Origin of the sequence: Pseudomonas sp. T1.Ur, assembly GCF_023516725.1 — a bacterium.
Classification (GTDB): domain Bacteria; phylum Pseudomonadota; class Gammaproteobacteria; order Pseudomonadales; family Pseudomonadaceae; genus Aquipseudomonas; species Aquipseudomonas alvandae.
Window position 1 is genome coordinate 414,594 of record NZ_JAMGSN010000001.1, and the last position, 21,337, is coordinate 435,930.

Genomic DNA, 21,337 nt, shown 5'->3' on the forward strand with positions numbered 1-21,337 from the left:
ATCGTGCTCCAGCCCTCCACACTCACTCGTACAGTTCGCACGGTATCTTGGGCCCGCCTCCGGCTAGAGCCCGCATTCGCAAGGTTGGACCGAGTGACGTGATGATCGCAAAAGGGAACAAGTGGAGAAACGATCATGTCTGGTTTCGTTGGCGTCGACGTTGCAAAGAACACTTTTGATATCGCTACACACCTGCCCAACGGCAAGCACAAAACCAAGGCCAAGCTGGCCAACAATCCAAAAGGTTTTAAAGAGTTTGAGGCTTGGCTAGACACAAACGTCGAGCGTTCGGCCCTGATCGTGATGGAAGCCACCAGCGTCTACCACTTGGAGCTCGCCGAGTTCGTTTACAACAAAGGCTTCCGAATCTGCGTCGTGAACCCGGCTACGACCAAAGCGTACGCTGACAGCGAGCTGCGCCGCATCAAGACCGATAAAAGCGATGCCAAACTCATCGCCGACTTCGCCCGGGAAAAGGATCAGAAGCTTCAGCCATGGGCACCTGAGCCACTGAAGTATCGCCAGTTGAAAGCTATGGTGCGCCGCCTGGATGACCTTCAGGAAATGGAACAAATGGAGCTTAATCGTCTGGACGTGTCTGACGAAAAGGTCAAAGACTCGATCAACTCCGTTCTGCGCCATATCGAAAAAGAGATCGTTGAAACACATAAGGCGATCAAAAAGCACATCGATGACGACCCGGATATGCGTCAGATGCGGGATCTGATCGTAACCATCGACGGTATCGGACAAAAAACGCTTGAGCGATTGCTAGCCGAACTGGGCGACTTGCGCAAATACAGCGATCCTCGCCAATTGGTCGCCGCTGCGGGGCTGAATCCCAAGCTGCAAGAATCAGGAAAGCTTAAAGGTCATACCCTAATTTCGAGAATCGGGTCAGCACGGCTTCGTGCAGGCCTTTACATGCCTGGCATGGTGGCGCTGAAACACAATAAGGCGATCATGGCGATGAAAGAACGCCTGGAGGCCAACGGCAAGGCCCCCAAACAAATCATCTGCGCGGCAATGCGCAAACTGCTGCACTTCGTTTACGGAGTGCTCAAGTCAGGACTGCCATATGACCCGAAACTTGCGCTTGCCCGGTGAGACTTAAGACGGTATCTACAGAGCCAAGCGGGAGCAATCTCTGGTGCAGATCAAACCAGTCTTGAATGAGCCGTGCTGTCGGCAGCGAGCCATTTCTCGCTCTTGACCCGCGCCTGTTCCAAGGTCTGCACATACGCCAATTGGCGCTGCTCACGGTGTATGCCAGCGCGGCGCAGTTTCAGGCGTACCCTCGGCGCGGTCGCGACCAGGATCAGGCCGATGCCCTGCTTGCGGTAATCCCTCAGGATATTTTCAAACGCGGCCAGGGCGGTCATGTCCAGCATCGGTACGGCGCTCATTTCCACGACCACCACCCGAACACCCGGGTCGAACTTGCGCAGCACGTCCAGGGCTTTTTCCGCTGCGCCAAAGAACAGCGGCCCGCGAATGGCATAGCAGCGAACATGCTCGGGCATGTCCAGCAGCGCTTGATGGACATGGCGCGGCAGCTCGGCGCTGTCGGTCAGTTCGCTCATGCGCTTGATAAACAGTCCGGCCGCCAGCAACAGGCCGACGGCGACGGCCATCACCATGTCGAACAGCACGGTCAGGCTCAGGCAGGTCAACAGGACCAGCACATCGCTGCGCGGCGCGATACGCAGCGTGTGCAGCACATGCCCGGCCTCGCTCATGTTCCAGGCCACCATCACCAGCAACGCCGCCAGCGCGGCCATGGGCAAGTAGCTGAACAGCGGCGCCAGCAACACAATCGCCACCAATACCACCAGGCTGTGGATGATCGCCGCCAGCGGTGAAGTCGCGCCGCTGCGCACGTTGGTGGCGCTACGGGCGATGGCGGCGGTGGCGGTGATGCCGCCGAACAGCGGCGCGACCAGATTGCCCAGGCCCTGGCCCATCAGCTCGGCGTTCGGGTCATGCTTGCTGCCGGTCATGCCGTCCGCCACTACCGCGCACAACAACGATTCGATGGCACCGAGCATGGCGATGGCAAACGCCGGCCCCAGCAATTGGCGGAACAGGTCATAGGAAAGCACCAGCCCATGACCTTGGCTGTCCGGCAGGTTCCACGGCCAGTCGAAGCTCGGCAGGAAAGGCGGGATGCCGGGATAGGCGATGCCATCGACGACATAGCTGAAGCGCTCGCCCAACGTCGCGATTGGCCATCCGCCGCGCTCCATCGCCAGCCCCAACAGCGCGCCCACCAGCAAGGCCACCAGATGCCCCGGCACCCTGGGTACCCAGCGTGGCCAGGCAACCAGCACGGCCAGGCACGCGGCGCCGATGATGCCATCGCCAAGATGGGCACTGGGCAACGCGACGACCAGTTCGCCGAGCTGTTCGATGTAGTGCTTGGCGTGGCCTGCGGTGGTCAGTCCCAACAGGTCCTTGAGTTGCAGCGTGGCGATCACCACGCCGATCCCGGCGGTGAAACCGAGGATCACGGGATAGGGGATGTATTGGATCAGCCGCCCGGCGCGCATCAATCCCAAGGCGATCAGGATCAGGCCGGCGAGCATCGTGCACAACAGCAGGCCGCCCAATCCGTATTGCTGGGTGATGGGCAGCAGGATGACGACAAAGGCAGCCGTCGGCCCGCTCACATTGAAACGCGAGCCGCCGGTCAGGGCGATCAGTGGCGCCGCCACCAGCACCGTGTACAGGCCATGCTGGGGCGGGACGCCAACGGCGATGGCCAGCGCCATGGCCAGGGGGATGGCGATGATGCCCACAGTGAGCCCGGCCACCAGATCGCCGCGCAGGCGTTCAAGGGTGTAACCGGCACGCCAGGCTTGGCGCCAGGCGGCAAACAGCGGTGGGGCGGAGAAGGACATGGAGACTCCACACGAAATTGAACGGAGTGAAACGCCTGGAACTGCAAGTGACGTTCCCTGTGGCGAGGGAACTTGCTCCCGCTCGGCGGCGAAGCCGTCGTAAAATCGGCAGACGCGTTCCGTCTGGATGGTTGCGTTGGCCTATTTGGGGCGGCTGCGCCCGAAGCGTCGGACCGTCCCAGCGGGAGCAAGCTCCCTCGCCACAAGTGAAGTCACGCTGATGGCCCTTCGAGTATGCCGTGCCAGACACCTGGATGTATTGACCCGGGTCGCTTATTTTTTCCACGGATGCTAGCGTGCCCAGCCAAGTCTCTGGAGCCTGTCATGCGTGTATCGATCCACCGCTGCGCCACTCTGCTATTGATAGCCAGCCTGCCCATGACAGCCATGGCCGCGCCGATGCACAGCCAGTTCCTGCCCCCCGATGACCTGGTGGCGCGCCAGGAACAGCCCGAACAGCAGCAGTTGCTGCAAGTCACGGAGTATTCGGTGGTGCTGGGCAACCAGCGACCGTCCAATCAACAACCGATCCCGGTCACCTCGCCCTTGATGGTGCGGCTCAAAGGCAAACCCTTGAACAAGGGCGCGACCATCAGCCAGGTCATCCTCAATTTCGATGGCGAAAGCAAAAGCCTGAAGAAACCGGTGTTCGACGAGGCAAGCAAGACCCTGACCCTGTCTTATCCACAGGCCCAGTACCGAGTCGTCATCGATCTGCTGCGCAACGACACGGTCTACGTGCAGTTTCTCAGCTACGCCAACGGTCACATCTGGGCCGACCTGCACACTGGCACCGCACGCCCGCGTTGAGCCGCGACGCCTGGCAGGGGTAAACTGCCCGCCCCGTGAACTGTGCGAGCTGGAGCCGGCAATGCGTAAAGACAAGAAACAAGTGATTGGTGACGAGATTGGCGATGAACAGATCAAGCTGTTCCTCAATTTTGAACCGATCGATGCCACGTCGCCGTCGCTGCACAAACTGATCAAGGCCTACCGTGGGCTGCGTGTCGATGACTTCGAGCGCTTCCTGGTGTTTTTCGTCGAGGCGGGCTACGACCTCAATGGCAAGGACGAGCAAGGCAACGATTTCGTTGCGTTGGTCCAGGATCAGCGCAATGCCGAGGAATACATCGAGTTGATTAAAAAGGCGCGTGGCTGACAGGCTGAAGACCTGCTTCGCAGGCCAGCGGGAGCAAGCTCCCTCGCCACAAGATCCTAAAAAAAACGCCCCGCTCTCATGGAGAACGGGGCGTTTTTCTAGCCGATCGAATCAAGCGTAGCTTTGGGTCTCGCTGCTTTCTTCAACCAATTCCAGCGCAATGTTGTTCTGCGCATTGATCTTGCGATACAGCGCCGCGTCGGTTTCCAGCACTTTTTCCCGGGCCGGGAAGATTTCCGCGAGCTTGGTGGCCCATTCGCCCTTGGCTTTTTCCGGGAAGCAGCGCTCGATCAGTTCCAGCATGATCGACACGGTCACCGAAGCACCTGGCGAAGCGCCGAGCAAGGCGGCGAGGCTGCCGTCCTTGGCCGCCACCAGTTCGGTGCCGAATTGCAGGATGCCGCCTTTCTTCGGGTCTTTCTTGATGATTTGCACCCGTTGGCCGGCCACTTCCAGGCGCCAGTCTTCGGCTTTCGCCTCGGGGTAGAAGCGGCGCAAGGATTCCAGGCGCTGCTCCATGGACTGCATCACTTCGCTGATCAGGTACTTGGTCAGGTCCATGTTGTCCCGGGCCACGGCCAGCATCGGGCCGATGTTGCCGGCGCGTACCGACAACGGCAGGTCCATGATCGAGCCGTGCTTGAGGAACTTGGTGGTGAAACCGGCGTATGGCCCGAACAGCAGGGACTTCTTGCCGTCGACCACGCGGGTGTCCAGGTGCGGCACCGACATTGGCGGCGAGCCCACGGCGGCCTGGCTGTAGACCTTGGCCTGGTGGTGCTTGACCACTTCCGGGTTGTCGCAACGCAGCCACTGGCCGCTGACCGGGAAGCCACCGAAGCCCTTGCTCTCTTCGATGCCTGAAGCTTGCAGCAGCGGCAACGCGGCGCCACCGGCACCAAGGAAGACGAACTTGGCGTCGACTTCCCGGGTATTGCCGGAATTGACGTCCTTGATGCTCACGGTCCAGCCATCACCCTTGCGCTTGAGGCCGGTGACACGCTTGCAGTATTTGATCTGGGTGTCTGGCGCGCTGCCCAGGTGCTTGAGCAATTGATTGGTCAGGGCGCCGAAATTGACGTCGGTACCGTTCATGACGCGGGTGGCGGCGACCACTTCGTCAGCCGGCCGGCCTGGCATCATCAGCGGCATCCATTCGGCCATCTGACCCTTGTCTTCGGTGTATTCCATGTCGGCGAAGGCGTGATGCTGGCGCATCAGTTCGAAGCGCTTCTTCAAAAACTCCACGCCTTTCTCGCCCTGCACGAAGCTCAAGTGCGGCACGGGGGCGATGAAGGATTTCGACGAGCCAAACGTGCCCTTCCTGGTCAGGTACGTCCAGAACTGCTTCGACACTTCGAACTGGGTGTTGATGTGCACGGCTTTCTTGATGTCGACACTGCCGTCGGCGGCCTGGGGTGTGTAGTTCAGCTCACACAGCCCGGCGTGGCCGGTACCGGCGTTGTTCCAGGGATTGGAACTCTCCGCGGCACCGGAATCCATCAGCTCGACGACTTCCAGCGAGATCGCGGGGTCGAGCTCCTTGAGCAGCACGGCCAGGGTGGCACTCATGATGCCGGCCCCTACCAGAACTACATCGACTGCTTCGTTATGCGCCATTTAACGCGTCTCCAAAAATCTGCAGCACCAAATTGTCGGCATAGCGGCCAGGAAGCGGGGCAAGTCAGTTGCGCCCCAGGAATCCATGGCCAGGAATCGCCATGTCCGAATCTTCGCAATTTTTCGCAACACTGCGGATGCATGCAGCACGGCCTCAAGAGTCACATGAACTCATTTAAGCGCCGGGCAGGCAATTCGACTTATGGCCGAGACATCCGTTCGTGCAACCAAATCCGTAGCGGACAGGCTTCAGGCGCCGGTTATTGAACGATATCCGGTCCTGTGTCGTTGGGCTGTTCCAGACGCTAATGGTGCTTGTTCAGACGCAAAACTCTTCATTTGCTCGCCACACTCTTGTGAAGTTGTGAAAACCCGTTTTTTCACGCTCTTTTGAAGACGTGAACCTCAAAAAGGGCTGTCCCAGCCTGGCACTGCGCCCGGTTTGGTTGCCCCCATGGAGTACATGACAGGCAAAACGGGCAGACAGCTCAGTGACCGAGCGTAATGACAGCTCTGCAGATTCGTGAAAAGCGGAGATTTTGCCCGGGAACAGCAAGCGCGCCAGCTTCACTCGATCTGTGTGGGCGGCTCTCTGTGGGCAGTGCGAAGTGCCAATACAAGCGCATCAGCGATGTTGCGAGGCCCGATCAGGAGACGTCCTTATAATCGGGGGGAGATTGTAACGAAGAAACGCGTGGAAATGGTCGTGTTTTATGACTTTTATTAGCCTTCCGGTCAGACGGCCAACAGTTGCCGGCTACGGGCGCGTGCACGGGGCGGTTGCACTCGCGCTTCGACGGGCAGAGGCTGGTGCAGCCAGTTGAGGCGGATCTCTTCGATTTCCACCCAGCCTTCGCCCATGGGTTGCAAGCTGCATTGCTTGAACGCCTGGCAGCGACCGGCGCGGTCCAGCAGGGCAAAGCAGCGATGATGGGGACGAGGGGTAAACAGATCGATCAGAAAGCGCATGGTCGGATACCGTGTCGAGGGAACTTGTGGACAGCCTGACAGCCGACCATGACATGCGGGTTTAAGGAGGGTGACAACGGGGTGACAGGAACCGCCCACGGTGGCCCTTGTCAGACATTTCGGTATTCATGCTGCGACGCTGGTTCGCCGCGATGGCGCACCGCTATACTGCCGGCCTGTTTGTGCCCGATTCTGGAGAGAAGAGCATGTTGCAACGCCTGTTGTTCGGTTTGATCGCCGTGACCAGCCTGACCCTTGTCGGCTGTGCCCACAGCCCGCAGCAACTTAACCCGGAACCCAAGCTCAACGCCCAATTGGCGCCGGTGGGTCGTGGCCAGCCGGTCGTGGTGCGTGTCGTGGACGGTCGTCCGTCGCCGACCCTCGGCACTCGCGGTGGGTTGTACCCTGAAACCAGCGTGATCACGGTGCAGGGCGCGCAGATCCTGCCGAAGTTGCAGGCCCAGGCCGAGGCGGCCGTGCGCTTGCTGGGCTTCACCCCGACCGCGAACGCAATGAACGCGCCGCAACTGACCGTGACCCTGGCGGAACTGAAATACCAGTCGCCCAAGGAAGGCATGTACGTGACCGAAGCGACGATCGGCGCGACCTTCCGCTCCGACGTGCAGAACGCCAGCCGCCGCTACAGCGGTCGTTACGGTGCGTCCCTGGACCAGCGCTTCGGCATGGCGCCCAACCAGGAGACCAATACCAAACTGGTCAGCGACGTGTTGAGCGATGCCCTGACCCGACTGTTCAAGGACCCGACCATTGGTCAGGTGTTGGCAGAGTAAGTAACAAGCCCCCTATCCCTGTGGGAGCGAGCTTGCTCGCGATAGCGGAATGTCAGCCACTTTGATGTTGGCTGATCACCGCCATCGCGAGCAAGCTCGCTCCCACAGGGTTTTTTATGGATGAGAAATTCAGGCGGCCTGGGAATAAAGCTCCAGGACGCTGATCCCGGTCAGCAGGTCTGTCTCCGGAAGGTCAGCATGTTGATGGCCGCCGAGGGCGCAATACACCAGCCAGTGCCGGTCCTGCACGTTAAAGGACAGGCTGTCGACGAGGTTCTGTTGTTCGTCGCTCGGGCTGATGAGGTACAGGCGATCCTGGTTTTCGGCGTGCAGCATGACGGGTTCCGTGCAGGTTTGGAGGGCGACAGGGTGGCCTATCCATATGACGAAACCGTGACGGATGGAATTAATCCGCAAACACGCTGACTTGTGGCGAGGGAGCTTGCTCCCGCTCGGTTGCGCAGCGACCGTCAGGTTTTTGGGCCACTTCGCGACCAGCGGGAGCAAGCTCCCTCGCCACAAAAGCATCCAACTCCGTAGGGAATCGTTACCGGTCGGAAAAAGCCGCGCAGCGCGCCGGGCTTTCGGTAGAATCCGCGCCCTGATTTGTAGGTCTTGGGCGCAAGGCGTCCGTTTTTCGCTTGAGGTTCGTGATGTCGTTGCAACTGTTTTCGTTATTCGCTGCCCACCCCGCCAAACTGATCAACCTGCTCGCGCTGCTGTTTGCCTGCCCGGGTGGCTGGGTATTGCACGCAACGCGCCGCCGCGAACAGCGAGCGCGGGCCTGTCTCGAAGCGCGTGGCGGCGAAAGCCATGAACGATTCGAAGCGCTGCTGGACCTGGCGACGCAACGCATGAACCGGTTTTTCTACCGCTTCGGTTTTGCCTGCCTGGGCGTGGCGCTGCTGATGTCGTGGTTCAGCACGAAACTCTGATCACAAAGGCTTTCGTGGCGAGGAGCCAGCGCCCTCGCCACGAAAAACACTCGCCAGGTTTAAAGCGCCAACCCCGCCTTGACCCGATATTGGTTACGCACCGGCGTTGCATATTGCAGCACCAGGAACGGTCGCTGTTCCACCGGGCACTCATCCAGTCGACGCTGCCATTCCTCTTGGGCCTTCGCCAGTTCTTCGGCACCGAACACTTCGGCGGCCGTTGGGACCTGTAGCTGCGGGTCGGCATCGGCCCATTGGGCATAGGCCAGGTAATGCACCGGGAACAGGCGATAACCGCCGAGGATCTGCCGGTCCATCTCCGCCGCCAGTTGCTTGGTGTCCTCGAACAGCTCGGTGATCGGCGCGGCAAAATTCACATGGACCCGGCCTTTATAGCCAGTGATGCCCTTGGCGATGCTGACGTCATCCTCGCCCGGTGCCTTGGTGTAGGTCCCGGTGGTGGCGCGGATGTACAACTCGCGGGCCTTGGCCTGGTCGCACGGATCGTATTCGTAGCTGATCGACACCGGCGTCAGGTTCAGTGACCGGATCACTTCGCCGAACGGTTCGTCCTTGCGGCTCATGTGGAACATCTTGAGGATCGCTGATTCGGTGCGATCGTCACCGTCCTTGGCCCGGCCTTCAGCCTGGGCGATCCAGATCGAGGCGCAATCGTTGCGGATCGAGTGATTGATGTACGCCGACAGCAACTGGTACGCCGCCATTTTTTCCCGGCGGCCGGTGATCGAGCGGTGCACGATAAAACTTTTGTTCAGGCGCATCAGGTCGCTGACAAACGGCTTCTGCAGCAGGTTGTCGCCAATGGCGATGCGCGGAGTTGGCAGGCCGGCGTGGTACACGGCGTAGTTGACGAACGCCGGGTCCATCACGATGTCGCGGTGGTTGGCGATGAACAGGTAAGCGTTGCCGGACTTGAATTGCTCCACCCCGGTATACGTCACGCCATCGGTGGCGCGCTCGATGGTGTGGTCGACATAGAACTCCACTTTGTCCTGCAAGGTGGCGACCGATGTCACACCGGCGAACTCTCGACGCAACTTCTGCGCTATAAGGGGTTTGAGCATCCAGCCGAACGCGCCGGCCAGGCGCGGGAAGCGGAAGTGGGTGAGGATATCTAGAAACGCCTTGTCGCTGAGCAGCCGTGCCAGCACTGCTGGGACTTCACTGTCGTCGTAAGGTCGGATGGCATCGAATTCGCCCATCATGCTCTCTTGTTGGAAACGGCTAGGGTAAGTAAAGGTTCGATCGAAAATACGACAGGGCACGGCCTGGAAAATAAGCCAGACGAGAATAGCCCTGCAAATAGACCGGCGATTATACGCACAAGTCACTTGGGAGACCGCGATGCTGGAAGCCGCTGAGTATGAATGTCCGTATTGTGGAGAAGAGGTAGAGACTTCATTGGATCTTTCCGGTGGCGACCAGACCTATATTCGAAGACTGTCAGGTTTGCTGTCGACCGATTACCTTCGTACTGCAAGTCCACGGTGAGGAGTGGCACCTCGAGGTCTTCAGCGAAAACGAATGATGGGGTGGCCATGCAGCGCATCTACGAGTTGGAAAACCTGATGGAAGGCGAATTGCTCCAAGGCATGCTCGCCAGCGAAGGCATCACGGCACATCTGGTGGGCCGTGACCTGGTGGGTGGCGCGGGGGAGTTGCCGATGCACGGGCTGTTGGGGCTGGCGGTGGACGATGAACAGGCGCAATACGCCCGGGAATTGATCGCCGCCTACAATGCCGCGCTGCCGGTGCCCGGCGACGAACCGGACAGTTACCCCGGAACGCTGGTCTGTTAGGCTGGCCGCCGTTTGATATGAGAGCCGTGTTTCCCCATGTGTGGACGTTATGCCCTGTTTCGCTGGAACCCTGCCTTTGCGGCCTTGCCCGGCTTCCCCGCCGACCAGAAGGCTCAATGGAACATTTCGCCCAACGATTCGGTGTTGATGCTGCGGGTTGGCGCCGACGGCCAGCGCGAATTGGCCCGGGCGCGCTGGGGGCTGACGCCGCCGTGGCTGACCGATCTTTCCCGCACTCCCGCCCACGCCCGGGCCGAAACCGTCGCCGAGCAACCGATGTTCCGCGAGGCCCTGCGTTTGCGCCGGTGCCTGCTGCCGGCCAACGGATTCTACGAATGGCGCGGGGGTTCGCGTAAGCGTCCGTACTGGCTGACGCCGGGAGAGGGTTCGTCGCTGTTTTTCGCGGCGATCTGGGAAGCGTATCCGGTGCAGGAACAGGTGTGGTTGAGCACGGCAGTCATCACCCAGCCGGCGGCTGGCCAGCGTCGGCCATTGATTCTGGACGAAGAAGGCCAACGACTCTGGCTTGATCCCGAGACACCGTTGCATGCCTTGCAAGGGCTGCTGGCGAGCGAGCCGGGACAATTGCGCGAGCGGGTGTTGGCGAACATGGTCAACGACCCGAAACTCAATGGGCCGGAGTGCCTGACGCCGGCTTGAATCTTGTGGCGACAGTCCCAACCCCTTCGCGAGCAGGCTCGCTCCCACCGGGAGTCGGGCCTTTCAGAAAAATCTGTAATCCTCGCGCTGTGTATCTGGCGCCGATACAAATCAACGCCTAGGATACGCGCACGTTTCCAGGGAGCTTCATAGATGAACAAGATTTTGATGGTAAGTGCGCTGAGTGCGGGTCTGCTGCTTGCCGGTTGCCAATCGGTCAACACCACCAGCGGCGGAGCCGTGGGGGTGGAGCGCAAGCAGTACATGTTCAGCATGCTGTCGACCGCTGAGGTCAACCAGATGTATGCCCAGTCCTATCAGAAAACCATGGGCGAGGCGAAAGCCCAGGGCGCTTTGGACAAGACCAGCAGCGATGCCAAGCGTCTCCAGGTGATTGCCGACCGCCTGATTGCCCAGGCGCCTGTGTTCCGCCCGGATTCGGCGCAATGGAACTGGGAAGTCAACCTGATCAAGAGTGACGAGCTCAATGCCAACTGCGGGCCTGGCGGCAAGATCATGTTCTACTCCGGTTTGATCGACCAACTGAAACTGACCGACGCCGAAATCGCCGCGATCATGGGCCATGAAATCGCCCACGCCTTGCGCGAACACGGTCGCGAAGCGATGTCCAAGGCCTATGGCATCGAAATGGCCAAGCAGGGCGCCGGCGCCATATTCGGCCTGGGCCAGGACAGCCTGGCACTGGCCGACACCGTGGCCAACTACGGCATGACCTTGCCCAACAGCCGCGGCAACGAGAACGAAGCCGACCTGATCGGCCTCGAATTGGCCGCCCGCGCCGGCTACGACCCGAACGCCGCGATCACCCTGTGGAACAAGATGGCCAAGGCATCGGAAGGCGCTCCGCCGGAATTCATGAGCACCCACCCATCGTCGAGCAGCCGGATCGCCTCGTTGCAAGCGGCGATTCCGAAGGTGATGCCGCTTTACCAGCAGGCCAAAAAATAAGCTACAAGCTACAAGCTACAAGCTACAAGCTACAAGCTACAAGCTACAAGCGAAGCAGACCGCCTTCGCTTGCAGCTTGAGGCTTGCAACTCGCAGCTCCTACAAAGCCTTGTACACCGCCACGATTGCCAGGATGAAAAACGCCGAGGCGGCCAGGCGGCGAATGAGGGCCAGGGGCAGTTTCTCGGCAGCGAAATTGCCAGCCAATACCACCGGCACGTTGGCAATCAACATGCCCACGGTGGTGCCAATGATCACCAGCCACAGTTCCGGGTATTGCGCGGCGAGCATCACCGTGGCGATCTGGGTCTTGTCGCCGATTTCCGCCAGGAAGAACGCGATCAGCGTGGTCAGGAACGGCCCGAACCTGCGAGCCGTGTTGGCCTCTTCATCGTCCAGCTTGTCCGGGACCAGGGTCCACAATGCCGTGGCCGCGAAGCTTGCCGCCAATATCCAGTGCAACACCGAGTCGGAGAAGAACCCACTGACCCAGGCACCTACCGCGCCCGCTGCCGCGTGGTTGGCCAGGGTCGCGGCGACGATGCCGGCGATGATCGGCCAGGGTTTGCGGAAGCGAGCGGCAAGGATCAGCGCGAGCAGTTGCGTCTTGTCGCCGATTTCGGCCAGCGCAACGATGGCGGTAGGTACGAGTAGAGAGTCCAGCATCAGGAAATTCCTAAGAGGGGCGGGTCGACACGGCTATGACACGTACAGCCTCCCCGCCCCGGGTAAGGTGTGCGTGTCATAGGTCTTGTCAAACCCAGCGACCATCTGCGTGGACGCTTGGGCCGCATACGCCATGGTCTGCTGACCAAGTATGTTGACGTATGCCGGGCGAGCAGGGCGCTCGCGGGAGACTACTCCCCTAGGACGGTGCGGATTCTGCCTAGGCAAATCCGATTGGGCAAGCGCTGTTTTTCAAGAATGCTTCAGCCGCGCTTGGCCCGGTAGATGCGAAAACCCTGGCCTTCGGCCTTGATGGTGCATGTGCCGAGGTGCTCTTCGATCAGCGGCTGATATTTGAGGAAGCTGTTGGCGACCAGCCGCAGTTCGCCGCCATTTTTCAGATGTTTGGCGGCTTTTCGCAGCAGGTTTTCCGTCGCGTGATAATCGGTGTGCACGCCGACATGGAACGGTGGATTACTCAAGATCGCGTTCAGTCCCATGGGCGCGGCGTCGATCCCGTCACCGGTCAGCACGTCGGCTTCCAGGCCGTTGGCGGCTAAGGTCAAGCGACTGCTGGCGGCAGCGAAGGCATCCACATCCAGCAATGTCACGGTGTTGTGCGGGTAGCGACGCTTCACCGCGGCACCCAGCACGCCGGCACCGCAGCCGAAGTCCAGCAGGTGGCCGCTGGGCAGTTTGTCCAAGTGCTCCAGCAACAGCGCACTGCCGCGATCCAGGCGCCCGTGACTGAATACCCCCGGCAAGCTGATGACCTTCAGCGGACCTTCGGCCAACGGCAGCTCATAGGTCTGCGCCAGGCTTTCCAACGGCTTGGCCTCGGGCGCGTTGGCGACGGTGACTTGCCAGAGCTGGCAGTGCCGCGCGCTGTCGAGCTTGCGCGGCTTGCCGAATGGGTTGAGCTGCTTGGAAGCACCCTCGATGCCGCTGCGTTTTTCCCCCACCAGATACACCTCGCGACCGGCCAGGCGCGCGGCCACGGCGTTGAGGATGTAGTCGGTGAGGTCCTTGGCCTTGGGCAGGAACACCACGGCGGTGTCGAACCCGCGCTCGGGTACGTTCACGCCAAAATGGCTGCGCGCCGGGAAACGCGCCTCCAGGGCCGCTTGATCGCCGGCGTGCCAGCACCAGCCATGGCCCTCGGGCAGGCGGCCGAGCAGATCGTCGGCGGGCAGGCCGGCCAGCAGGACCGAACCCTGGAATAACTCAGGCTGACGAAGCAGTACTTCACTGCGCGGGTCCATGGTCTGCTCCTTGAAAAAAAGTGCGGCAGTTTATCAACTGACGACTCGTCGCGCTGTACCGCTGAAAAATCCCTGGGCGTTTTCGCTCAGTTGGCCGACGATCCGCTGCCGTGCCTCGCGGCTGCCCCAGGCGTTGTGGGGCGTGACGATCAACCGTGGGATATCGCCTGCCAACAGCGGATTGCCCTCGGTGGGCGGCTCCACGCTCAACACGTCGGTGGCCGCGCCACCGAGATGACCGCTGCGCAGGGCGTCGGCCAAGGCCTGCTCGTCGATCAGGCCACCGCGTGCGGTGTTGACCACGAACGTACCGGGTTTGAGCAAAGCCAGTTCGCGAGTGCCGATGAAATGACGGGTGTGCTCGTTGAGCGGACAGTGCAGCGTCAGGGCGTCCACTTGCGGCAACAGTTGGTCCAATGGCAGGCGGTCGGGGCGAGCGGGGCGTCCGGGAATCTGTCCCAGCAACACGTGCATGCCAAAGGCTTCGGCCAGCCGCGCGACGGCGCCGCCCAATTCGCCATGGCCGAGCAGCCCGAGGGTCTTGCCTTGCAGCTCGACAATCGGATAATCCAGCAGGCAGAACTGCGAAGCCTGTTGCCAGCGGCCTTCGCCCACGGCTTTTTGATAATCGGCCAGGCGCGTCGCCAGGTTCAGCAACAACATGATCGTGTGTTGGGCGACCGACGGCGTGCCATAGCCTTGGCAGTTGCTGACGGTAATGCCATGGCGGCGGGCCGCGACCAGGTCGACGTTGTTGGTGCCGGTGGCGCTGATCAGGATCAGTTTCAGCCCAGGGTTGGCGGCCATCGCGGCTGCATCGATCACGACCTTGTTGGTGATCGCCACCGTGGCGCCCCTGAGCCGCGCTGCCACCTCATCCTGGCGAGTCCCGGCGAACAGTTGCAGTTCGCTGAAGCATTCGCGCAACGGGCCGAGGTCGAGGTCGCCGAGGTCCAGGGAAGGGTGATCGAGAAAAACTGCGCGGGCGGTATTGGTCATCAGCTGTACCTGTCATGGAAAGGACTGAAGGCGTAATGTGGCGAGCCTATCAGAACATTTGCCGTGGCGAGGGAGCTTGCTCCCGCTGGCCTCTGTAGGCGCTGGCGAAGCCTGCGATCTTTTGATCTTGATCTTGATCTTGATCTTGATCTTGATCTTGATCTTGATCTTGATCTTGATCTTGATCTTGATCTTGATCTTGATCTTGATCTTGATCTTGATCTTTCGCTTGAGATCAAAGTGTCTTTGGAAAGATCGCAGCCTCGTTGCACTCGGCAGCTCCTACGCAGCTCCTACGCAGCTCCTACGCAGCTCCTACGCAGCGCCTGCGCCTACGCAGCGCCTACACAGCTTCTGCACGGCGGCTTATGATGCAGCCGAGCGGGAGCAAGCGCCTTCGCCACGGGATTCATTCAACAGAGATTGTCGCAAGGAGCCGCACCATGTACCTCGCCGAATTCCTCACCGTTGCCCTGATCCATTTGCTGGCCGTGGCCAGCCCCGGCCCGGATTTCGCCGTGGTGGTGCGTGAAAGCGTGACCCACGGTCGTCGCGCCGGGACGTGGACAGCGTTGGGCGTCGGCACCGCGATCTTCCTGCACGTGGGGTATTCGCTGCTGGGCATCGGTCTGATCGTCTCCCAATCGATCGTGCTGTTCAACGCGTTGAAGTGGGCCGCCGCCGCCTACCTGCTGTACATCGGCTTCAAGGCATTGCGTGCGCAGCCGGCCAAGGCCAGCGAGGAAAACCTGCACAAGGAAGTCGGCGAACGCACCGCTCGCGGCGCATTTACCGCCGGCTTCGTGACCAACGGCCTGAACCCCAAGGCGACGCTGTTCTTCCTGTCCCTGTTCACCGTGGTCATCAACCCCCACACCCCGATGGCGATCCAGGCCGGCTACGGCGTATACCTCGCGGTCGCCACGGCGGCCTGGTTCTGCATGGTGGCGATGCTGTTCAGCCAGGCGCGGGTGCGTGCCGCTTTTGCCCGCATGGGCCACTGGTTCGACCGGACGATGGGCGCCGTGCTGGTTGCCATCGGGGTGAAGCTGGCGTTTACCGAGGCCCACTGAGCGGGCTGAACCCGTCCCGATGATGGCTCAAGGCTGGTATTTGCGAGCGGATCAAATCATTCCTTCGGCTGATTTGGTCCGTGAAGAAGCGCTTTAGAGTGCTTACTTTCCAGCCAAGACCGTGCAGTCAGAAAAGGGACACTTATGTTGCAGACTCGCGTAATTCCTCCAGCCGAAGGCGCCTATCAATACCCGCTGCTGATCAAGCGGCTGCTGATGTCCGGCGCGCGTTACGAGAAAACCCGCGAGATCATCTACCGCGACCAGTTGCGCTACAGCTACCCGACGCTGATCGAGCGCGTCGCGCGGCTGGCCAATGTGCTGACCGAGGCGGGGGTGAAGGCCGGCGATACCGTGGCGGTGATGGACTGGGACAGCCATCGCTACCTGGAATGCATGTTCGCGATCCCGATGATCGGCGCGGTGATCCACACCATCAACGTGCGCCTGTCGCCAGAGCAGATCCTCTACACCATGAACCACGCCGAGGACCGCTTCGTGCTGGTCAACAGCGAGTTCGTCGGGTTGTACCAGGCGATTGCCGGGCACCTGACCACAGTGGACAAGACCCTGCTGTTGACTGACCTGCCGGAAAAAACCGCCGACCTGCCAAATCTGGTTGGCGAATACGAGCAACTGCTGGCCGGCGCCAGCCCGGTCTACGACTTCCAGGATTTCGACGAGAATTCCGTCGCCACCACGTTCTATACCACCGGCACCACGGGCAACCCCAAGGGCGTGTACTTCACCCATCGGCAACTGGTGCTGCACACCCTGGGCGTGTCGACCATCATGGGCGCCATCGACAGCGTGCGCTTGTTGGGCACCAACGACGTGTACATGCCCATCACGCCAATGTTCCATGTCCACGCCTGGGGCCTGCCGTACGTGGCGACCATGCTGGGGCTCAAGCAGGTCTACCCCGGTCGTTACGACCCGGAGTTCCTGGTGGCGCTGTGGCGCAAGGAAAAGGTCACCTTTTCCCACTGCGTGCCGACCATCCTGCAGATGGTGCTCAACGCCAAGGGCGCCCAGGACACCGATTTCGGCGGCTGGAAAATCGTCATCGGCGGCAGCGCCCTCAACCGCAGCCTGTACGAGGCGGCGAAGGCCAAGGGCATCCAGCTCACCGCCGCCTACGGCATGTCCGAGACCGGCCCACTGGTGTCCTGCGCCCACCTCAACGACGAACTCATGGCCGGCAGCGAAGATGAACGCATCACCTACCGGATCAAGGCTGGCGTGCCGGGGCCGCTGGTGGAGGCGGCGATTGTCGACGGCGAGGGCCGCTTCCTGCCGGCCGACGGCGAGACCCAGGGCGAGTTGGTGTTGCGCGCGCCATGGCTCACCGAAGGATATTTCAACGAACCGCAGAAGGGCGCCGAGCTCTGGAGCGGCGGCTGGTTGCACACCGGCGATGTCGCCACGCTCGACGGCATGGGCTTCATCGACATTCGCGACCGCATCAAGGATGTGATCAAGACTGGCGGCGAATGGATCTCGTCCCTGGACCTTGAAGACCTCATCAGCCGGCACGCGGCGGTACGCGAAGTAGCAGTGGTCGGTATTCCCGATCCGCAGTGGGGCGAGCGGCCATTTGCCTTGCTGGTGATTCGCGAAGGGCATCAGATCGGCGCTCGCGAGCTCAAGGAACACCTCAAGCCATTCGTGGAATTGGGCCACTTGAGCAAGTGGGCAATCCCGAGCCAGATCGCCCTTGTTACGGAAATTCCCAAGACCAGCGTCGGCAAGCTCGACAAGAAGCGTATCCGCGTCGACATCACCGAATGGCAAAGCAACAACAGCACCTTCCTCTCGACGCTCTGAGCGTCCCTGCCGTGCCCGAAAAGGGCACGGCAGCCCCACCAAGCAAGCGCTTGTCTTGTCAAAGTCGAAAATTCAGCCATCCTTGCCGTGCCGACAGGTGTCGGCCTGGCGAAGGACTGTTCCAGAGTGGTCGCGGGCTACAAATCACACTTTAGAGGGATCAAGCCGTACTACCTGCTGGCTATAGTCCGCTCAAGGATTTTCGGAATGGGACGCACGTGCCAGCACGGCGAAGGGTTTCCGGAAATACCCACTGCCATAACAATAAAACACATGGAGTTGCGTCGATGACCTCAGCAAACACTTTCTGGCGCCGGGCAAAATTGCCGCTGGCCGTCAGTCTTGCCTCCTCGCTCGCCGGCCCTGCATTCGGCGTCAGCTTCAACATCGGTGAAATCGAAGGCCAGTTCGATTCGTCCCTGTCGGTCGGCGCGAGCTGGTCCACGGCCAAGGCCAACCGCGATCTGATCGGTGTGAACAACGGCGGCAAGGGCCTGTCCCAGACCTCCGATGACGGCCACCTGAACTTCAAGCGAGGGGAAACCTTCTCGAAGATCTTCAAGGGCATCCATGACCTGGAACTGAAGTACGGCGACACCGGTGTGTTTGTGCGTGGCAAATACTGGTACGACTTTGAACTCAAGGACGAAAATCGTCTTTTCAAAGACATCAGCGACAGCAACCGCAAGGAAGGCGCCAAGTCCTCTGGCGGCCAGATCCTCGATGCGTTCGTCTATCACAACTACGCGATTGCCGATCAACCGGGCTCGGTCCGCCTGGGCAAGCAGGTTGTCAGCTGGGGTGAAAGCACCTTCATCCAGGGCGGTATCAACGCCATCAACCCGGTCGACGTGTCCGCGTTCCGTCGCCCAGGCGCCGAGGTCAAGGAAGGTCTGATCCCGGTCAACATGTTCTATGTGTCCCAGAGTTTGACCGACAACTTGTCGGCTGAAGCGTTCTACCAGATCGAGTGGGACCAGACGGTTGTGGATAACTGCGGGACGTTCTTCTCGCAGCCGGATGTGATTGCGGATGGGTGCTCGGATAATTTGCGGGTTTTGAGTCCAAGCTCCAACTTTACAGCGGGCCAATTAGCCGGATTGGATGCATTGGGCGTCGACATAAACGGTGAAGGCGTACTCGTGCGTCGTGGCGCGGACCGCGATGCCCGAGACAGTGGCCAATGGGGTGCTTCCCTGAAATACATGTTCGAGCCATTGGACACCGAATTCGGCGCTTACTTCATCAACTATCACAGTCGAGCACCAATTTTCAGTGCCACTGGTGCTCCGCAGTCCATCTACAACATCGCACCGGGCCTTGGTCAAGCGGCGCCGGTGCTCGTAGCGGGCAACTCGGAATACTTCGTCGAATATCCAGAAGATATTCGTCTCTACGGCCTGAGCTTCTCTACCACCTTGCCTACCGGTACGGCATGGAGCGGCGAACTGAGTTATCGGCCGAATGCACCGGTTCAACTAAGCACCACCGATATCTTGTTCGCGGGTGTTCGCCCGATCAATTTCGGCCCGGGAGGTCGTCCATTCGACAATGCTTCGCTGCTGACAGGCGTACCAGGCCAGGATCTGCACGGCTACCGTCGCAAGGAAATCACCCAGTTCCAGACCACATTCACCCACTTCCTCGATCAGGTCATGGGCGCCAGTCGTCTGACCCTGGTGGGCGAGATCGGTGTGACACATGTGGGCGGTCTGGAAAGCAAATCCGACGTTCGCTACGGTCGTGATCCGGTATTCGGGCCGGGTGAACTGCCAAATGGCTTCTGCAACACACTCAACACATCGACCGCCGCAGGCGGCGGCCAGACCCTCAGCGGCGTCAACAGCAACTGCAACAACGACGGCTTCACCACCGCCACTTCCTGGGGCTACCGCGCTCGCGCCATCTGGGACTACCCGGACGTCTTCGCCGGTGTGAACCTCAAGCCCAACGTGGCCTGGTCCCATGACGTGAAAGGCTACTCGCCAGGTCCTGGCGCCAACTTCGAGGAAGGTCGCAAGGCCGTCAGCCTCGGGCTGGATGCCGAGTACCAGAACACCTACAACGCGAGCCTGGCCTACACCAACTTCTTTGGCGGGGATTTCAGTACCGTGGATGATCGCGACTTCCTGGCGCTCAGCGTCGGCGTGAACTTCTAAGCACCGTATTTCAGGACGACACACTATGAAAATAACAAAGAATCTGTTGCAAGTCGGTGCGCTGGGGCTATCCCTGTTGGCGGCCAGTGTCATGGCCGCCGTGCCTGCCGCCGAGGCCGATAAGCTGGGCAAGAGCCTGACGCCGATGGGCGCCGAGATGGCCGGCAACGCCGATGGTTCGATTACAGCCTGGAAACCCATGGCCAAGAACGCCGGCAGCGTGGACGGCAAGGGCTTCCTCTCCGACCCGTACGCCAGTGAAAAACCGGTCTTCACCATCACCGCGCAGAACGTCGACCAGTACAAGGACAAGCTCGCCCCGGGCCAGTACGCGATGTTCAAGCGCTACCCGGAAACCTTCAAGATGCCGGTCTACCCGACCCATCGCGGCGCCACCGTGCCGGATGACGTGTTGGCCTCCATCAAGAAAAACGCCGTGAACACCAAGCTGGTGGGCGCTGGCAACGGCCTGGAGAACTTCGAGACGGCGGTGCCGTTCCCGATTCCCCAGAGCGGCCTGGAAGTGATCTGGAACCACATCACCCGTTATCGCGGCGGCAGCGTGACCCGTCTGGTGACCCAGGCCACGCCGCAGCCCAACGGTTCGTACAACCTCGTGTACTTCCAGGATCAGTTCGTGTTCCGCGACAAGATCAAGGGCTTCGATCCGGCCAATCCGGGCAACGTGCTGTTCTACTTCAAGCAGCAAGTGACGGCACCGGCGCGCCTGGCCGGTACCGTGCTGCTGGTGCACGAAACCCTCGACCAGGTGAAGGAGCCGCGCAAGGCCTGGATCTACAACGCCGGCCAACGCCGCGTGCGCCAGGCCCCGCAAGTCGCCTACGACGGCCCGGGTACCGCCGCCGACGGCCTGCGCACCTCCGATAACCTGGACATGTACAACGGCGCGCCGGACCGTTACGACTGGAAGCTGGAAGGCAAGAAAGAGCTGTACATCGCCTCCAACAGCCACAAGATCGATTCGCCGCAGCTCAAGTACGCCGACATCCTCAAGGCCGGCCACATCAACCAGGACCTGGCGCGCTATGAACTGCGTCGCGTCTGGCACGTGACCGCGACCTTGAAGGAAGGCCAGCGCCACATCTACGCCAAGCGTGACTTCTACATCGACGAAGACACCTGGCAAGCCGCGGTCATCGATCACTACGACGGTCGTGGCCAGCTGTGGCGCGTGGCCGAAGCCCATGCCGAGAACTACTACGACAAGCAAGTGCCGTGGTACGCCATGGAAGTCATCTACGACCTGCAGTCCGGTCGCTACCTGGCCCTGGGCATGAAGAACGAAGAGAAATCGGCCTACGACTTCGGCTTCACCGCGTCCACCAGCGACTTCACCCCGGCGGCCCTGCGCCAGGAAGGCGTTCGCTAAATCGCTCCACCCGAGGCCGCATCCTCGAAAAAACGCCCCGACTGGTTCGGGGCGTTTTTTTTGCCAACACAAATCCCCTTAAGAGCTTTAGGAACTGTGTAGGAGCTGTGTAGGAGCTGCCGAGTGCAACGAGGCTGC

Annotated in this window: 20 protein-coding genes, 1 pseudogene and 1 riboswitch; of the genes and pseudogenes, 13 read left to right on the forward strand and 8 right to left on the reverse strand. The window is 60.7% G+C overall.

The window, feature by feature from the left end; all coding sequences use genetic code 11:
* The first annotated feature begins 135 nt into the window (after positions 1-135).
* Positions 136-1,107, forward strand: a complete 972-nt coding sequence (locus tag M8Q45_RS01915; protein ID WP_249873132.1) for an IS110 family RNA-guided transposase — start codon at positions 136-138, stop codon at positions 1,105-1,107.
* 50 nt (positions 1,108-1,157) lie between these two features.
* Here M8Q45_RS01915 and dauA read toward each other — a convergent pair whose 3' ends face one another.
* A complete protein-coding gene (dauA, locus tag M8Q45_RS01920) occupies positions 1,158-2,900 on the reverse strand; it encodes a C4-dicarboxylic acid transporter DauA (protein ID WP_249873375.1) in 1,743 nt (580 codons plus the stop codon).
* A gap of 324 nt (positions 2,901-3,224) precedes the next feature.
* Here dauA and M8Q45_RS01925 point away from each other — a divergent pair, with 324 nt between their 5' ends.
* Positions 3,225-3,710, forward strand: a complete 486-nt coding sequence (locus M8Q45_RS01925) for a hypothetical protein (protein WP_217860312.1) — start codon at positions 3,225-3,227, stop codon at positions 3,708-3,710.
* 61 nt (positions 3,711-3,771) lie between these two features.
* The gene (locus M8Q45_RS01930) at positions 3,772-4,059 is read left to right on the forward strand and encodes a PA4642 family protein (RefSeq protein WP_249873376.1); all 288 of its coding nucleotides are present in this window, start codon (positions 3,772-3,774) and stop codon (positions 4,057-4,059) included.
* Positions 4,060-4,170: 111 nt separating this feature from the next.
* On the opposite strand, the gene mqo is transcribed toward M8Q45_RS01930, so the two are convergent.
* Complete coding sequence (gene mqo, locus M8Q45_RS01935; protein WP_249873377.1) at positions 4,171-5,679, reverse strand: malate dehydrogenase (quinone); 1,509 nt, start codon at positions 5,677-5,679, stop codon at positions 4,171-4,173.
* A 735-nt stretch (positions 5,680-6,414) separates the two neighbouring features.
* Positions 6,415-6,648: a hypothetical protein gene (locus M8Q45_RS01940; protein WP_030138600.1), complete on the reverse strand. Its 234-nt coding sequence runs from the start codon at positions 6,646-6,648 to the stop codon at positions 6,415-6,417.
* Positions 6,649-6,854: 206 nt separating this feature from the next.
* On the opposite strand from M8Q45_RS01940, the gene M8Q45_RS01945 reads away from it, so the two are divergent.
* Entirely contained in the window at positions 6,855-7,439 is a 585-nt protein-coding gene (locus M8Q45_RS01945; RefSeq protein ID WP_181287874.1) for a YajG family lipoprotein, read from the forward strand.
* A gap of 129 nt (positions 7,440-7,568) precedes the next feature.
* On the opposite strand, the gene M8Q45_RS01950 is transcribed toward M8Q45_RS01945, so the two are convergent.
* Complete coding sequence (locus M8Q45_RS01950) at positions 7,569-7,775, reverse strand: hypothetical protein (RefSeq protein ID WP_047735959.1); 207 nt, start codon at positions 7,773-7,775, stop codon at positions 7,569-7,571.
* A 317-nt stretch (positions 7,776-8,092) separates the two neighbouring features.
* Between M8Q45_RS01950 and M8Q45_RS01955 the strand changes: the two genes are divergently transcribed.
* Positions 8,093-8,374: a hypothetical protein gene (locus M8Q45_RS01955; protein ID WP_249873378.1), complete on the forward strand. Its 282-nt coding sequence runs from the start codon at positions 8,093-8,095 to the stop codon at positions 8,372-8,374.
* A gap of 59 nt (positions 8,375-8,433) precedes the next feature.
* On the opposite strand, the gene M8Q45_RS01960 is transcribed toward M8Q45_RS01955, so the two are convergent.
* Complete coding sequence (locus M8Q45_RS01960) at positions 8,434-9,600, reverse strand: 1-acyl-sn-glycerol-3-phosphate acyltransferase (RefSeq protein ID WP_033864426.1); 1,167 nt, start codon at positions 9,598-9,600, stop codon at positions 8,434-8,436.
* 139 nt (positions 9,601-9,739) lie between these two features.
* Between M8Q45_RS01960 and M8Q45_RS01965 the strand changes: the two are divergent.
* From M8Q45_RS01965 to M8Q45_RS01980, 4 genes and pseudogenes are all read left to right on the forward strand, one after another.
* Positions 9,740-9,923 (forward strand): annotated as a pseudogene (locus M8Q45_RS01965) (CPXCG motif-containing cysteine-rich protein).
* A 10-nt stretch (positions 9,924-9,933) separates the two neighbouring features.
* Positions 9,934-10,194, forward strand: a complete 261-nt coding sequence (locus M8Q45_RS01970; RefSeq protein ID WP_030138606.1) for a putative signal transducing protein — start codon at positions 9,934-9,936, stop codon at positions 10,192-10,194.
* Between the two features lie 36 nt (positions 10,195-10,230).
* Positions 10,231-10,854: an SOS response-associated peptidase gene (locus tag M8Q45_RS01975; protein WP_181287878.1), complete on the forward strand. Its 624-nt coding sequence runs from the start codon at positions 10,231-10,233 to the stop codon at positions 10,852-10,854.
* Between the two features lie 153 nt (positions 10,855-11,007).
* The gene (locus M8Q45_RS01980) at positions 11,008-11,823 is read left to right on the forward strand and encodes a M48 family metallopeptidase (RefSeq protein WP_030138608.1); all 816 of its coding nucleotides are present in this window, start codon (positions 11,008-11,010) and stop codon (positions 11,821-11,823) included.
* Between the two features lie 99 nt (positions 11,824-11,922).
* Here the strand turns inward: M8Q45_RS01980 and M8Q45_RS01985 are convergent, their stop codons facing one another.
* The 3 genes from M8Q45_RS01985 to M8Q45_RS01995 all read right to left on the reverse strand — a co-directional run bounded on the left by M8Q45_RS01985 (position 11,923) and on the right by M8Q45_RS01995 (position 14,750).
* Positions 11,923-12,489: a TMEM165/GDT1 family protein gene (locus M8Q45_RS01985; protein ID WP_249873379.1), complete on the reverse strand. Its 567-nt coding sequence runs from the start codon at positions 12,487-12,489 to the stop codon at positions 11,923-11,925.
* 90 nt (positions 12,490-12,579) lie between these two features.
* Positions 12,580-12,701, reverse strand: a riboswitch (yybP-ykoY riboswitch).
* A gap of 51 nt (positions 12,702-12,752) precedes the next feature.
* Positions 12,753-13,751: a methyltransferase gene (locus M8Q45_RS01990; RefSeq protein ID WP_249873380.1), complete on the reverse strand. Its 999-nt coding sequence runs from the start codon at positions 13,749-13,751 to the stop codon at positions 12,753-12,755.
* A 33-nt stretch (positions 13,752-13,784) separates the two neighbouring features.
* A complete protein-coding gene (locus M8Q45_RS01995) occupies positions 13,785-14,750 on the reverse strand; it encodes a 2-hydroxyacid dehydrogenase (protein WP_249873381.1) in 966 nt (321 codons plus the stop codon).
* Between the two features lie 443 nt (positions 14,751-15,193).
* Here M8Q45_RS01995 and M8Q45_RS02000 point away from each other — a divergent pair, with 443 nt between their 5' ends.
* The 4 genes from M8Q45_RS02000 (at position 15,194) to M8Q45_RS02015 (ending at position 21,199) form a co-directional block, all read left to right on the forward strand.
* Positions 15,194-15,823, forward strand: coding sequence for a LysE family transporter (locus M8Q45_RS02000; protein WP_198796258.1), 630 nt, complete (start codon positions 15,194-15,196; stop codon positions 15,821-15,823).
* Between the two features lie 144 nt (positions 15,824-15,967).
* Positions 15,968-17,650, forward strand: a complete 1,683-nt coding sequence (locus tag M8Q45_RS02005; protein ID WP_249873382.1) for a fatty acid--CoA ligase — start codon at positions 15,968-15,970, stop codon at positions 17,648-17,650.
* A 287-nt stretch (positions 17,651-17,937) separates the two neighbouring features.
* Entirely contained in the window at positions 17,938-19,809 is a 1,872-nt protein-coding gene (locus tag M8Q45_RS02010; protein ID WP_249873383.1) for a DUF1302 domain-containing protein, read from the forward strand.
* Positions 19,810-19,834: 25 nt separating this feature from the next.
* Entirely contained in the window at positions 19,835-21,199 is a 1,365-nt protein-coding gene (locus tag M8Q45_RS02015; protein WP_030138615.1) for a DUF1329 domain-containing protein, read from the forward strand.
* The last annotated feature ends 138 nt before the right edge of the window (positions 21,200-21,337 follow it).

Excerpts from the sequence above, each read along its gene's own strand:
- M8Q45_RS01945 (WP_181287874.1), top strand. The coding sequence starts at position 6,855 with ATGTTGCAACGCCTGTTGTTCGGTTTGATCGCCGTGACCAGCCTGACC.
- M8Q45_RS01915 (WP_249873132.1), top strand. The coding sequence starts at position 136 with ATGTCTGGTTTCGTTGGCGTCGACGTTGCAAAGAACACTTTTGATATC.
- M8Q45_RS02000 (WP_198796258.1), top strand. The coding sequence starts at position 15,194 with ATGTACCTCGCCGAATTCCTCACCGTTGCCCTGATCCATTTGCTGGCC.
- M8Q45_RS01960 (WP_033864426.1), bottom strand. The coding sequence starts at position 9,600 with ATGATGGGCGAATTCGATGCCATCCGACCTTACGACGACAGTGAAGTC.
- M8Q45_RS01930 (WP_249873376.1), top strand. The coding sequence starts at position 3,772 with ATGCGTAAAGACAAGAAACAAGTGATTGGTGACGAGATTGGCGATGAA.
- M8Q45_RS01995 (WP_249873381.1), bottom strand. The coding sequence starts at position 14,750 with ATGACCAATACCGCCCGCGCAGTTTTTCTCGATCACCCTTCCCTGGAC.
- M8Q45_RS01980 (WP_030138608.1), top strand. The coding sequence starts at position 11,008 with ATGAACAAGATTTTGATGGTAAGTGCGCTGAGTGCGGGTCTGCTGCTT.
- M8Q45_RS01925 (WP_217860312.1), top strand. The coding sequence starts at position 3,225 with ATGCGTGTATCGATCCACCGCTGCGCCACTCTGCTATTGATAGCCAGC.
- M8Q45_RS01990 (WP_249873380.1), bottom strand. The coding sequence starts at position 13,751 with ATGGACCCGCGCAGTGAAGTACTGCTTCGTCAGCCTGAGTTATTCCAG.
- M8Q45_RS02015 (WP_030138615.1), top strand. The coding sequence starts at position 19,835 with ATGAAAATAACAAAGAATCTGTTGCAAGTCGGTGCGCTGGGGCTATCC.
- M8Q45_RS01950 (WP_047735959.1), bottom strand. The coding sequence starts at position 7,775 with ATGCTGCACGCCGAAAACCAGGATCGCCTGTACCTCATCAGCCCGAGC.
- M8Q45_RS02010 (WP_249873383.1), top strand. The coding sequence starts at position 17,938 with ATGACCTCAGCAAACACTTTCTGGCGCCGGGCAAAATTGCCGCTGGCC.
- mqo (WP_249873377.1), bottom strand. The coding sequence starts at position 5,679 with ATGGCGCATAACGAAGCAGTCGATGTAGTTCTGGTAGGGGCCGGCATC.
- M8Q45_RS01970 (WP_030138606.1), top strand. The coding sequence starts at position 9,934 with ATGCAGCGCATCTACGAGTTGGAAAACCTGATGGAAGGCGAATTGCTC.
- M8Q45_RS01985 (WP_249873379.1), bottom strand. The coding sequence starts at position 12,489 with ATGCTGGACTCTCTACTCGTACCTACCGCCATCGTTGCGCTGGCCGAA.
- M8Q45_RS01940 (WP_030138600.1), bottom strand. The coding sequence starts at position 6,648 with ATGCGCTTTCTGATCGATCTGTTTACCCCTCGTCCCCATCATCGCTGC.
- M8Q45_RS02005 (WP_249873382.1), top strand. The coding sequence starts at position 15,968 with ATGTTGCAGACTCGCGTAATTCCTCCAGCCGAAGGCGCCTATCAATAC.
- dauA (WP_249873375.1), bottom strand. The coding sequence starts at position 2,900 with ATGTCCTTCTCCGCCCCACCGCTGTTTGCCGCCTGGCGCCAAGCCTGG.
- M8Q45_RS01955 (WP_249873378.1), top strand. The coding sequence starts at position 8,093 with ATGTCGTTGCAACTGTTTTCGTTATTCGCTGCCCACCCCGCCAAACTG.
- M8Q45_RS01975 (WP_181287878.1), top strand. The coding sequence starts at position 10,231 with ATGTGTGGACGTTATGCCCTGTTTCGCTGGAACCCTGCCTTTGCGGCC.